Raw genomic sequence first — 13,103 nt, 5'->3', positions numbered from 1 at the left:
ATCCGTTAAATCGTCATGATCGTTATGGCTGTTTTGGGGCCAGGGCTGAGAGTTCGGCTCTGAGTTCTGCGCTTAATGCCGGGTCCAGCAGAATATTTTCCAGTTCTTTGCGGAAAGCCTGGTTATCCAGAAGATTTGCTTTTAAATCACGAAGTAAATTACGCATGGAAAGCATGGCCTTCAGCTGTGGTATTTGCCGGGAGACTTGTTCCGGGGAAAAATCCTTTATACTGCGGAATGTCAGTTTGATGCTTTCTTCGCTATCGTCATCAGCAAGCGTATTTTTAACGATAAGATTTACTTTTGGCGAATAATCAAAAAGGACTGCATCAAAGTTATTTTTGTTAAGATTAACTTTTTTACGCTCTGATAATGGCGCGGATTCCTGACCATTACTAAAATCACCCGCAATAAGTAACTTAAGGGGTAATTCCATTTTTTTGCTTGCGCCACCTGTATGCAGTTCTAATTTTAGATTAATACGGGCCTTCGGGATCTCCCGCTGGAAGCTGTCACTCATAGTTCCCTCACGTAATTCAGTTAAAGTCAAATTAACAACAATATTTCCTTAACCGGATACTAGGGCAATATCAATTCCAAAAAAACAATATAGATCAATAAATTGAATATAAAAAACAATAAGAAATCTGCCAAAAAACAAGAATAATTTTAGACATATCAAGCAATTAAAAAACGACTTTATACATGTTCTGAATTATATTTTCATTACGTAACTACATTATTTTTTATACCCTAACCCAGATTGTACAAAGTGCGAAATGCTGACTTATTATATAACAATATTCTTCATGATCCTCAGGCGGCAGCCCTGAGTGTTTTTGCGATGTAATATCGAAGTAATTCGTTTGTATATAAAATCCATCACTATAGTAAACCGTGAATATTCACCATGCACTGGCATTTCCTCTTTGTACGCTCCAGCTTAAAGTCAAACCAGTTTCTATTAGGTTAAATACCGTAGAAAGAAGATTTACTTATTAATATTTTTATTTCAGGTAATCAGAATTTTGCATTTTTGCATCCAGAAGCACCTTCAGGAATACTCTGATTAAGCATAAACATTGATGCAGCGCAGCAAATTATTTATTTTCACCACTTATATTCACATAGACATTGTAATTGCACAGTAAAAGTAGGTACTTATGCGTAATGGAGTATTTCGGATTAGTAAGTATTTGGTTGTTATTACTGCGATATCCTGTATGTATACCGGATTTGCATTTGCAACGAACGTCACATTGAACTCTGTCCAGGTAAAACATCTGAATAGCGTTATCAATCGTGAGGTAAAAGGGAAGAATGACCGTAATTTTGTCAATAACAACTGGACTGAAGCTCAGCGCGTAGCCGAATTTATTTGCCGACCGCTCGCAATAAAAGAGCTGCAGAAGCAGTACCCCGACGTAGATAAGGTTATTTTCGATCAGGGAAAACATAATATGCAGCGACTGATCTCACCTGCACTACTGACAGGCAATGGCCAGTACCGTAGGGGGATTAGCTGGACGCCGTTTCACTACGAATGTCAACTGTCAGTAAAAACCGGGGAAGCAACAGGATTCAGGCTGACGAGAAACAGAGTCCTGACCATGGCTCCTGGGCCAGTTATCCGATCTGAAGGAGCCAACCAGTGAAAAATATACTTACGGCATTTCTCATCATTACGTTGCCTGCTTTCTCTGTCACGGCAGCCAGTTTTGACTGTCGGCTGGCCCGCAGTGCAGATGAAAAAGCGATTTGTGCATCGCGTACCCTCAATGACATGGATGTGGAGATGAGCGTTAAATACAAATTTCTCCACGGGCTTTACGCAATGGGCGCCGCCGGGGAACTAAAAGAATCACAGGCACAGTGGCTGGCAGAACGACGCCGTTGTGGCGGTGACAAACCCTGCCTGAGAGAAATATACAGAAAGCGCTTAACAACGTTGAACCATCTTTATGACGCGATTAACAAACCACTCTGAATCCAGAGTGGGCTCGTTGGTTGTTGGAAGTGCCTTCATGCGAGGCACTTCCTTATCAGTGTGCACAGTTATTGGTTAGCGAATGATAATCCCCATCATTATTTTTTAATTTAATAATAGTTTCCACGGAAAATATATACGGTGATAAATGCGCCCCTGTTTGATTTAAAAACATATTTATCGCCATAAATAATCAATCGCAAAACTATCATGCTGGTCAATATTCACCGCAAAAAATTTGTTATTCTCTTCTGCTTTACAGGGGGATTGTAAACCTGTTTATTATATTCAGCTTAAATAGTTAATCACAAAATATCATCGCCATTACTGACGTGTTTTATTTATTGATAACAGTGACATACGTTCTTTTTTTTATAAGCAAACAATCAATCACTAAATTGTTTTTCGACTTAATAGTTAATCGCGAAACATTTTAATGATTGATAAAAATCCTAAATTCCTTGTTCATAATGTAGGGGTGTGTTAAATAGGTGGGCAAAATTTGGTTCCCCCTTCTCGCCTGTAATATTGCAGCATCTTCGCACTTCCACGAGACATTGCGACTTAATAAGAAGGTGATAAGCCCTGCATAAGCACATGGGCTGACCATAGTTTTATATTCATTAAAACACTTTGTTATAACCAATTGATTTAATATCAATAATTTATTGTTGGTTCGGGTTTGTTGTGACTATGGCATTATTTCCGAGCAAAGGAGTTGATATGTCTGAAAGACATTTACCTGATGACCAGAGCAGTACTATCGATCCATATTTAATTACCTCGGTTTGCCAGACTCTGGCAGAACAAGGTGCTGCATTACAAAACTTGTCCAAACAGTTGGATTCCACTCAGTACCAACGTGCTCTTGAATTGATAATTAATTGTAAAGGACACGTTATTCTTTCGGGAATGGGTAAATCAGGGCATGTTGGTCGAAAAATGTCTGCTACTCTGGCCTCTACGGGTACGCCGAGTTTCTTTATTCATCCCGCAGAAGCTTTCCATGGCGATCTGGGCATGATTACGCCTTACGATCTTCTGATCCTTATTTCTGCCAGCGGCGAAACAGATGAAATCCTCAAGCTCGTCCCGTCACTGAAGAATTTCGGCAACCGAATTATCGCCATTACCAATAATGGAAATTCCACGCTGGCGAAAAATGCCGATGCCGTGCTGGAACTCCACATGGCGAATGAAACCTGCCCGAATAATCTTGCACCAACAACGTCTACCACGCTGACCATGGCGATCGGCGATGCATTGGCGATTGCCATGATCCACCAACGCAAATTTATGCCGAATGATTTTGCGCGCTATCACCCGGGCGGTTCATTAGGTCGTCGCCTGCTGACCCGCGTTGCGGATGTCATGCAGCATGATGTCCCTTCGGTTCATCTGGATGCGCCCTTTAAAACGGTGATTCAACGTATCACCAGCGGTTGCCAGGGAATGGTGATGGTAGAAGACGCAGAAGGCGAGCTGGCGGGCATTATCACCGACGGTGACCTGCGTCGCTTTATGGAAAAAGAGGATTCTCTGACATCCGCCACGGCGGCGCAGATGATGACGCGTGAACCGCTGACGTTGCCAGAAGAAACCATGATCATCGAAGCGGAAGAAAAGATGCAAAAACACCGCGTCTCGACGTTATTGGTGACCAACAAGGCGAACAAAGTCACTGGTCTTGTGCGCATTTTCGACTAATTAAGCAACAGGGCGCGAGAGTTAAGTCTCTCATTGAATTTGCGCCCCACTGAAACTCTGATAATCGTTACATGTTGATAAAATTGAAGTCTGCCGTATCCTGGATGCGTGCTCGTTTGTCTGTCATCTCACTGGCAGATATCCAAAAACACCTGGCGAAAATCATCATTCTGGCACCGATGGCAGTGCTGCTGATCTATCTGGCTATTTTCAGCCAGCCTCGCTATATGAGCGAGTCGAAAGTCGCCATTAAACGCTCAGATGATTTAAACAGTGGCAGCTTAAATTTTGGTCTGCTATTGGGTGCCTCTAACCCGAGTTCCGCAGAGGATGCGTTATATCTGAAAGAGTACATCAACTCTCCAGATATGCTGGCAGCGTTAGATAAGCAACTGAATTTTCGCGAAGCGTTTAGCCACAGCGGGCTCGATTTTCTTAATCATCTTAGCAAGGATGAAACCGCAGAAGGCTTCCTGAAGTACTACAAGGACCGTATCAACGTTTCGTATGACGATAAAACCGGATTGCTCAATATTCAGACGCAGGGCTTTAGCCCGGAGTTTGCGCTTAAGTTTAACCAGACCGTGCTGAAAGAGTCAGAGCGCTTTATCAATGAGATGTCACATCGCATTGCGCGTGACCAGCTTGCCTTTGCGGAAACGGAAATGGAAAAGGCACGCCAGCGTCTGGACGCCAGCAAAGCGGAACTGCTCTCTTATCAGGACAACAACAACGTTCTGGATCCACAGGCACAGGCGCAGGCAGCGAGCACGTTAGTGAATACGCTGATGGGCCAGAAGATCCAGATGGAAGCGGACCTGCGGAACTTGCTGACGTATCTGCGCGAGGACGCCCCGCAAGTTGTGAGTGCACGTAATGCGATTCAGTCATTGCAGGCACAAATCGATGAAGAAAAAAGCAAAATCACAGCGCCACAGGGTGACAAGCTAAACCGTATGGCGGTGGATTTTGAGGAAATTAAATCAAAAGTAGAGTTCAACACCGAGCTCTACAAACTGACGCTGACCTCCATTGAAAAGACCCGTGTAGAAGCGGCTCGTAAGCTCAAGGTGCTGTCTGTGATCAGTTCGCCACAGTTGCCGCAGGAATCCTCTTTTCCAAACATCCCTTATTTGATCGCCTGTTGGTTACTGGTGTGCTGCCTGCTGTTCGGCACCCTGAAACTGTTGCTGGCTGTTATTGAAGATCACCGAGATTAACGCTGTCGCTGAATGAGTTTGTGATGAAATTATTTAAATCAATTTTACTGATTGCCGCCTGTCACGCGGCGCAGGCCAGCGCGGCCATTGATATTAACGCTGACCCAAACCTGACAGGAGCCGCACCACTGCCCGGTATTCTGAGCGGACAAAAGTCGGATACGCAAAACATGAGCGGCTTCGACAATACCCCGCCGCCCGCACCGCCGATGGTAATGAGCCGTATGTTTGGTGCTCAACTTTTCAACGGCACCAGCGCGGATAGCGGTGCGACGGTAGGATTCAACCCTGACTATATTCTGAATCCTGGCGATAGCATTCAGGTTCGCTTGTGGGGTGCGTTCACCTTTGATGGTGCGTTACAGGTTGATCCCAAAGGTAATATTTTCCTGCCGAACGTTGGTCCGGTGAAAGTTGCTGGCGTCAGTAATAGTCAGTTAAATACCCTGGTCACATCCAAAGTGAAGGAAGTGTACCAGTCCAACGTCAACGTCTACGCCTCCTTATTACAGGCGCAGCCAGTAAAAGTGTACGTGACCGGATTTGTGCGTAATCCTGGTCTGTATGGTGGTGTGACGTCTGATTCGTTACTCAATTATCTGATCAAGGCTGGCGGCGTTGATCCAGAGCGCGGAAGTTACGTTGATATTGTAGTCAAGCGCGGTAACCGCGTGCGCTCCAACGTCAACCTGTACGACTTCCTGCTGAACGGCAAACTGGGGCTTTCGCAGTTCGCCGATGGTGACACCATCATCGTCGGGCCGCGTCAGCATACTTTCAGCGTTCAGGGCGATGTCTTTAACAGCTACGACTTTGAGTTCCGCGAAAGCAGCATTCCTGTAACGGAAGCGTTGAGCTGGGCGCGCCCTAAGCCTGGCGCGACTCACATTACGATTATGCGTAAACAGGGACTGCAAAAACGTAGCGAATACTATCCGATAAGCTCAGCGCCAGGCCGTATGTTGCAAAATGGCGATACCTTAATCGTCAGCACTGACCGCTATGCCGGCACCATTCAGGTGCGGGTTGAAGGCGCGCACTCTGGCGAACATGCCATGGTGCTGCCTTATGGCTCCACCATGCGTGCGGTTCTGGAAAAAGTCCGCCCGAACAGCATGTCGCAGATGAACGCGGTTCAGCTTTATCGCCCATCTGTGGCCCAGCGGCAGAAAGAGATGCTGAATCTCTCGCTGCAAAAGCTGGAGGAAGCATCTCTTTCCGCCCAGTCCTCCACCAAAGAAGAAGCCAGCCTGCGAATGCAGGAAGCGCAACTGATCAGCCGCTTTGTGGCGAAAGCGCGCACCGTGGTTCCGAAAGGTGAAGTGATCCTCAACGAGTCCAATATTGATTCTGTTCTGCTTGAAGATGGCGACGTCATCAATATTCCGGAGAAAACATCGCTGGTTATGGTTCATGGCGAGGTGCTGTTCCCGAACGCGGTGAGCTGGCAGAAGGGAATGACCACCGAGGATTACATCGAGAAATGCGGTGGCCTGACGCAGAAATCGGGTAACGCCAGAATTATCGTCATTCGTCAGAACGGTGCGGCAGTCAACGCGGAAGATGTGGATTCACTCAAGCCGGGCGATGAGATTATGGTTCTGCCGAAATATGAATCGAAAAACATTGAAGTTACCCGTGGTATTTCCACCATCCTCTATCAGCTGGCGGTGGGTGCAAAAGTGATTCTGTCTTTGTAAGGAATTGAGATGAGCAAAGCAGTTATTGTCATTCCGGCCCGCTACGGCTCCTCGCGCCTGCCGGGTAAGCCACTGCTCGATATTGTTGGCAAACCGATGATCCAGCATGTTTACGAGCGTGCGTTGCAGGTGGCGGGCGTTGCGGAAGTTTGGGTGGCAACAGACGACCCGCGCGTTGAACAGGCCGTGCAGGCGTTTGGCGGGAAAGCCATCATGACGCGCAACGATCATGAATCCGGCACCGATCGGCTGGTCGAGGTGATGCATACGGTGGAAGCAGATATCTACATTAACCTGCAGGGCGATGAACCAATGATTCGCCCGCGGGATGTAGAAACGCTGCTACAAGGAATGCGTGACGATCCCGCGTTGCCAGTGGCAACGCTATGTCACGCGATTTCTGCCGAAGAAGCGACCGAGCCAAGCACGGTAAAAGTGGTGGTAAATACCCGCCAGGATGCACTTTATTTCAGCCGTTCGCCGATTCCGTATCCGCGTAATGCTGAAAAAGCTCGCTACCTGAAACACGTCGGTATTTACGCTTATCGTCGCGATGTGCTGCAAAACTACAGTCAGTTACCCAGGACGGCATTAAGTCAAATCGAGGAACTGGAGCAGCTACGGTTGATGAACGCGGGGATCAACATTCGCACATTTGAGGTTGCCGCAACCGGTCCGGGCGTCGACACCCCGGCATGCCTTGAAAAAGTGCGCGCCCTGATGGCACAGGAACTGGCTGAAAACGCATGATTGGCATTTACTCGCCTGGCATCTGGCGTATTCCGCATCTGGAGAAATTTCTGGCGCAACCGTGCCAGAAACTTTCTCTGCTGCGCCCTGTTCCGCAAAACGTCGATGCTATCGCCGTGTGGGGGCATCGCCCCAGCGCGGCGAAACCAGTCGCCATCGCCAAAGCAGCGGGAAAACCGGTCATCCGTCTGGAAGATGGATTTGTGCGCTCGCTGGATCTTGGCGTCAATGGTGCGCCGCCGCTTTCTCTGGTGGTGGATGATTGCGGCATTTACTACGATGCCAGCATGCCTTCGGCGCTGGAGAAACTGGTACAGGATAAAGCCGGAAATGCAGCTCTGATAAGCCAGGCCAGAGAAGCGATGCACACCATCGTGACCGGGGATTTGTCGAAATATAATCTGGCGCCTGCGTTTGTGGCTGATGAATCAGAACATTCAGACATCGTTCTGGTTGTCGATCAGACATTTAATGATATGTCAGTGACGTATGGTAATGCGGGTCAGAATGAGTTTGCCGCCATGCTGGAAGCCGCGATTACGGAAAATCCTCAAGCCGAAATTTGGGTGAAGGTGCATCCGGATGTCCTGGAAGGAAAGAAAACAGGTTATTTCGCTGATCTGCGCGCCACGCAACGAGTACGTTTGATTGCCGAGAATGTCAGCCCGCAGTCGCTGTTGCGACACGTTTCCCGGGTTTACGTCGTGACATCCCAATACGGCTTTGAAGCCTTACTGGCAGGAAAACCAGTGACATGTTTCGGTCAGCCCTGGTATGCAGGCTGGGGCTTAACCGACGATCGCCATCCGCAGTCCGCTTTGTTATCCGCTCGACGCGGTTCTGCCACGCTGGAAGAACTTTTTGCCGCAGCATACCTGCGTTACTGTCGCTATATCGACCCGCTCACGGGGGCCGCAAGCGATCTATTTACCGTACTGCAATGGCTGCAATTACAGCGCAGCCATCAGCAGCAGCGTAATGGCTATTTATGGGCGCCAGGCTTAACGCTGTGGAAGTCGGCGATCCTGAAACCTTTCTTGCGAACGGCAACAAACCGGCTGAGTTTTTCACGTCGCTGTACTGCGGCGAGCGCCTGCGTGGTATGGGGTGTAAAGGGAGAACAGCAATGGCGAGCCGAAGCGCAGCGAAAATCACTGCCATTATGGCGAATGGAAGATGGTTTTCTGCGTTCATCCGGACTTGGCTCTGACCTGTTGCCGCCGCTATCGTTGGTACTGGATAAGCGCGGGATCTACTATGACGCCACGCGCCCCAGCGACCTGGAAGAGCTGCTTAACCATAGCCAGCTAACGCTGGCGCAGCAGATGCGGGCTGAGAAGTTGCAGCAACGCTTGGTTGAAAGCAAACTGAGCAAGTACAACCTGGGGGCCGATTTCTCTCTGCCTGCCGAGTCCAAAGGTAAAAAAATCATCCTGGTACCGGGTCAGGTAGAGGACGATGCATCTATTAAAACAGGCACTGTCTCGATTAAGAGCAACCTTGAGTTATTACGCACAGTACGCGAGCGTAATCCGCACGCCTACATTATTTATAAACCGCACCCGGATGTATTAGTGGGGAATCGCAAGGGCGATATTCCGGCAAAACTGACTGCTGAACTAGCTGATTATCAGGCACTGGACGCAGATATTATTCAATGCATTCAGCGCGCAGATGAAGTGCACACCATGACATCATTGTCCGGGTTTGAAGCGTTATTACATGGCAAGCAAGTTCATTGTTACGGCCTGCCCTTCTACGCCGGTTGGGGTTTAACCGTTGATGAACATCACTGCCCGCGCCGCGAGCGCAGATTAACGCTAGCAGACTTGATCTATCAGGCGTTGATTGTTTATCCAACCTATATCCACCCAACACGGCTACAACCTATTACGGTTGAAGAAGCTGCGGAATATTTAATCCAGACGCCGCGCAAGCCGATGTTTATTACCCGAAAAAAAGCGGGGCGAGTCATACGCTATTACCGCAAATTAATTATGTTCTGCAAGGTCAGATTTGGCTAAACAATTTCATAGTTGACTATTACGCAAATTATTTATGCAAGACAACGCACTAACCATTTTATTATCGGGTAAAAAATATCTGCTTTTGCAGGGACCGATGGGACCTTTTTTCAATGACGTCGCCGAATGGTTAGAGTCATTAGGCCGTAACGCTGTGAATGTTGTCTTCAACGGCGGGGATCGTTTTTACTGCCGCAATCGACAATACCTGGCTTACTACCAGACGCCGAAAGAGTTTCCCGGTTGGTTGCGAGATCTCCACCGGCAATATGACTTTGATACCATCCTCTGCTTTGGTGACTGCCGCCCATTGCACAAAGAAGCAAAACGCTGGGCAAAGTCGAAAGGGATCCGCTTTCTGGCATTTGAAGAAGGATATTTACGCCCGCAATTTATTACCGTTGAAGAAGGCGGAGTGAACGCATATTCATCGCTACCGCGCGATCCGGATTTTTATCGTAAGTTACCAGATATGCCTGCGCCGCACGTTGAGAACTTAAAACCTTCAACGATGAAACGTATAGGTCATGCGATGTGGTATTACCTGATGGGCTGGCATTACCGTCGTGAGTTTCCTCGCTACCGCCACCACAAATCGTTTTCCCCCTGGTATGAGGCTCGTTGCTGGGTTCGTGCGTACTGGCGCAAGCAACTTTACAAGGTAACACAGCGTAAGGTATTGCCGAGGTTAATGAATGAGCTGGACCAGCGCTATTATCTTGCCGTTTTGCAGGTGTATAACGATAGCCAGATTCGCAACCACAGCAATTATAACGATGTGCGTGACTATATTAATGAAGTCATGTACTCATTTTCGCGTAAAGCGCCGAAAGAAAGTTATTTGGTGATCAAACATCATCCGATGGATCGTGGTCACAGACTCTATCGACCATTAATTAAGCGGTTGAGTAAGGAATATGGCTTAGGTGAGCGAGTCATTTATGTGCACGATCTCCCGATGCCGGAATTGTTACGCCACGCAAAAGCAGTGGTGACAATTAACAGTACGGCGGGGATCTCTGCGCTCATTCATAACAAACCACTCAAAGTGATGGGCAATGCCCTGTACGACATCAAAGGCTTGACGTATCAAGGGCATTTGCACCAGTTCTGGCAGGCCGACTTTAAACCGGATATGAAACTGTTTAAGAAGTTTCGAGGGTATTTATTGGTGAAGACACAGGTTAATGGGGTTTATTATGGGGATAGATGTTTTGAACATGATTTTAAGGTGGATAAGGATTTTGGTAGTATTACGCGTCAAGTATGAAACATAATAGTTTAATAGATAATTTAAATTTAAGCCTCAATGAATTTTAATTAAAAAAACACAACTAACTATTAGATATATGCTAAAAAATTACGCTTTACAATTTGATTTATTAAGGTAGATATAATTTTCGATAGTTAACTACATCGCTAGAATTTTTACATATTGACTACAGTTCCGCTTCCAATATTTTTGATATATAATCTCTAGTTACATGTAAAAAACCATGCGTGATAACTAGTTTTATCTCGCATGGGAATTCCTTACGTGAAAATATTTTTATACAGCGAAATAGACTATTAAATCAATTCTTCTCCTGCTTTTTATTTATTTTATTCAATTCCAAAGCATTATATTTAAAATCTTCATAGTTTCCCTCAAGAAGGTATTGTGAAAGATTTTTAAATTTCTTATAAATAAAATCAATATTTGTAAGTTCTGGATGGGCTGCTAATGATTTATGCATCTGACTAAAAAAGTATTTCTTTTTTCTCATTCGATAGATTTTTATTTCTTATGATGGCTGCTAAATGTTCTGAGCATATGATCATCCATGCGTTGAACATTTTTTATTTTTTCAATCATTCCATTTTTACTAAGCAAAATATAGTTTAATCCACTTTGCAAAACAAAAATTCTATTTTCAACTGGGAAACTAACTTTAGAAAGATGTGGTTGATCGTGCCCGTTAAGAATATAATAATCCTTATCTGCTAAAACTGATACAGTATTAGCAACAGTTAATGCGTGACATGAAAAAATCATATCTTCGTAAACAGGTATTGATGGGTTGAATAAAACCCCATTATCAATAAGTAATTTTCTTTTAAATAATTTGAAAATTTTCAGTGATCTGAATAAATGATTCTTGATAATATCTGCTTTGTTAGCACTTTTTCTGAATGCCCGTACAGGTATTCCACGCCCTGTAGATGAGGCTTGTTTAAAATATACAATATCACTATTATTTTTATCTGCAATACGTAGTCCATCATAAAGTAATTCTGGATGAATTGCATCATCAGAATCTAAAAAGAAAACATAACGTCCTTTGGCTGCTTTTATTCCTTCATTGCGTGGAGCGGAAGCATTTCCAGAAGGAATTTCTCTGCGAATAACACGCCAATTTATGTCCGATGCAATAAAATACTCAATTGCTGAAATACTTTTATCTGTTGAACCATCGTCAATAAAAATCACTTCAAATCTGTTTTTATCTAGCGTTTGTGAATTAATGGACTTTATACATTCAACAATTAAAGCTTCCCTATTATGAACAGGAATTATAACTGAGATATCGAATTTAATATTTGAATCGATAGTATTTATAACGGACATTATTTTATATAAAGCACAGGGAAGAGCTTCAATTAAAATAACACAAGATGAAATTCTTTCTTTTTTTTCACTACCTTTTATGGTAAAAAAAGAACAGTCAGTACGAAGCACAAAATCCACGTTCAAGACTGTCTGGTTGGCGGTGAAGTCTAATGCGAATTTCACATCCTTATATTCAAAATCAACAACGAAGCAATTTTCATTGTAGAACCATGTTTTTTTGATGTATTCGCGTAGTGATGTCTGCTCAAAAAATCTCACTATATTTTCAGGCATAGCAGCAATATCATCTTTCATTTTTCAATCTCTAACATCAACAGCATTTAACAATATAAAAACACTACCACCTTAAGATGGAGAATTATATCTAAATATTATTACATAATTTAATGTTGTCATCTGTATAGAGTACTACAAAATGACACAATATACTTAATATTCATAACAGTTTTACTAATGGTTGTTTTGTCGCAGTTGAGTTTAGCATATCTAAATCTGTCTATATGCATTTTGAATATCTTTAAGCGCAGCGAATTATATGTATACATATAGTGGATGTGAAGTTCTGGTTATATAAAAAAACTCCACATTCTTTCGAAAGCGGGGAAGGCACGAAACAAAACTAATGGTACAAATTGTGTGATTGTATATCTTATTCCGCATTGAAGTAAAAGTGAATATCATAGTTTCTTTTTAGGGATAATTTCACTAAAAAAGCCCGCGGAAGCTGCGGGCATAAAACGCGGAAATGGTTAAATTCCAGATAGTTTAGGTCATGATTTTATCATATATATTATTCACAGTGAAGTAATTATATATTTGCGCATGTGCACTATTTCATCTAATTTAATAACAAATGGAATTATGCTGGGGTCAGTAGGGAAATTCATGATAGAAATACTCCCCATTTTCATGTGCTTTGTGCTGTGGTTGCACTGGTACTGGTCGGCTTTCTTACTGGAAATTGGACCTATTGTGTTATAGCTGGTTGGACATTCTTCATTGCGCGTGAACATGTCCAACCTGAATATCGCTGGATAAAAATATTCTGACATAGCAAGTGAAATAACATGCCATGGTGGGATAGTTTTAATTTCAGCATACAGG

General features: G+C 44.5%; 10 protein-coding genes. 8 read left to right on the top strand and 2 right to left on the bottom strand.

The annotated features are described in order from the left end of the window. Positions 1–22 precede the first annotated feature (22 nt). On the bottom strand, positions 23–520 hold the full coding sequence (gene tssB, locus AACU94_RS01230; RefSeq protein ID WP_135403996.1) for a type VI secretion system contractile sheath small subunit: 498 nt from the start codon (positions 518–520) through the stop codon (positions 23–25). A 643-nt stretch (positions 521–1,163) separates the two neighbouring features. Here tssB and AACU94_RS01225 point away from each other — a divergent pair. From AACU94_RS01225 to AACU94_RS01190, 8 genes are all read left to right on the top strand, one after another. After that, positions 1,164–1,655: a hypothetical protein gene (locus AACU94_RS01225; RefSeq protein WP_135403995.1), complete on the top strand. Its 492-nt coding sequence runs from the start codon at positions 1,164–1,166 to the stop codon at positions 1,653–1,655. After that, positions 1,652–1,987, top strand: a complete 336-nt coding sequence (locus AACU94_RS01220) for a lysozyme inhibitor LprI family protein (RefSeq protein WP_135488783.1) — start codon at positions 1,652–1,654, stop codon at positions 1,985–1,987. Before AACU94_RS01225 ends, AACU94_RS01220 begins: the two co-directional genes overlap by 4 nt. A 723-nt stretch (positions 1,988–2,710) precedes the next feature. Further along, positions 2,711–3,694, top strand: a complete 984-nt coding sequence (locus AACU94_RS01215; RefSeq protein WP_130258027.1) for a KpsF/GutQ family sugar-phosphate isomerase — start codon at positions 2,711–2,713, stop codon at positions 3,692–3,694. 71 nt (positions 3,695–3,765) lie between these two features. Continuing rightward, positions 3,766–4,914, top strand: coding sequence for a capsule biosynthesis protein (locus tag AACU94_RS01210; protein ID WP_135488782.1), 1,149 nt, complete (start codon positions 3,766–3,768; stop codon positions 4,912–4,914). A 23-nt stretch (positions 4,915–4,937) separates the two neighbouring features. Continuing rightward, the gene (locus tag AACU94_RS01205) at positions 4,938–6,614 is read left to right on the top strand and encodes a polysaccharide biosynthesis/export family protein (protein WP_135488781.1); all 1,677 of its coding nucleotides are present in this window, start codon (positions 4,938–4,940) and stop codon (positions 6,612–6,614) included. Between the two features lie 9 nt (positions 6,615–6,623). Next, positions 6,624–7,364 (top strand): 3-deoxy-manno-octulosonate cytidylyltransferase, encoded by a 741-nt coding sequence (gene kdsB / locus AACU94_RS01200; protein WP_135488780.1) that lies wholly within the window; start codon positions 6,624–6,626, stop codon positions 7,362–7,364. After that, on the top strand, positions 7,361–9,388 hold the full coding sequence (locus tag AACU94_RS01195; RefSeq protein WP_135488779.1) for a capsular polysaccharide biosynthesis protein: 2,028 nt from the start codon (positions 7,361–7,363) through the stop codon (positions 9,386–9,388). Before kdsB ends, AACU94_RS01195 begins: the two co-directional genes overlap by 4 nt. A 34-nt stretch (positions 9,389–9,422) precedes the next feature. Continuing rightward, the gene (locus tag AACU94_RS01190) at positions 9,423–10,658 is read left to right on the top strand and encodes a capsule biosynthesis protein (RefSeq protein ID WP_135488778.1); all 1,236 of its coding nucleotides are present in this window, start codon (positions 9,423–9,425) and stop codon (positions 10,656–10,658) included. Between the two features lie 507 nt (positions 10,659–11,165). Here AACU94_RS01190 and AACU94_RS01185 read toward each other — a convergent pair. Next, complete coding sequence (locus tag AACU94_RS01185) at positions 11,166–12,293, bottom strand: glycosyltransferase family 2 protein (protein ID WP_240726419.1); 1,128 nt, start codon at positions 12,291–12,293, stop codon at positions 11,166–11,168. Between the last annotated feature and the right edge of the window lie 810 nt (positions 12,294–13,103).

The organism is Escherichia sp. E4702 (genome assembly GCF_963883545.1).
Taxonomy (GTDB): Bacteria; Pseudomonadota; Gammaproteobacteria; order Enterobacterales; family Enterobacteriaceae; genus Escherichia.
This window is presented reverse-complemented; position numbering and strand designations above follow the sequence as displayed.

Excerpts from the sequence above, each read along its gene's own strand:
- tssB (WP_135403996.1), bottom strand. The coding sequence starts at position 520 with ATGAGTGACAGCTTCCAGCGGGAGATCCCGAAGGCCCGTATTAATCTA.
- AACU94_RS01225 (WP_135403995.1), top strand. The coding sequence starts at position 1,164 with ATGCGTAATGGAGTATTTCGGATTAGTAAGTATTTGGTTGTTATTACT.
- AACU94_RS01215 (WP_130258027.1), top strand. The coding sequence starts at position 2,711 with ATGTCTGAAAGACATTTACCTGATGACCAGAGCAGTACTATCGATCCA.
- AACU94_RS01210 (WP_135488782.1), top strand. The coding sequence starts at position 3,766 with ATGTTGATAAAATTGAAGTCTGCCGTATCCTGGATGCGTGCTCGTTTG.
- AACU94_RS01205 (WP_135488781.1), top strand. The coding sequence starts at position 4,938 with ATGAAATTATTTAAATCAATTTTACTGATTGCCGCCTGTCACGCGGCG.
- kdsB (WP_135488780.1), top strand. The coding sequence starts at position 6,624 with ATGAGCAAAGCAGTTATTGTCATTCCGGCCCGCTACGGCTCCTCGCGC.
- AACU94_RS01195 (WP_135488779.1), top strand. The coding sequence starts at position 7,361 with ATGATTGGCATTTACTCGCCTGGCATCTGGCGTATTCCGCATCTGGAG.
- AACU94_RS01190 (WP_135488778.1), top strand. The coding sequence starts at position 9,423 with ATGCAAGACAACGCACTAACCATTTTATTATCGGGTAAAAAATATCTG.
- AACU94_RS01185 (WP_240726419.1), bottom strand. The coding sequence starts at position 12,293 with ATGAAAGATGATATTGCTGCTATGCCTGAAAATATAGTGAGATTTTTT.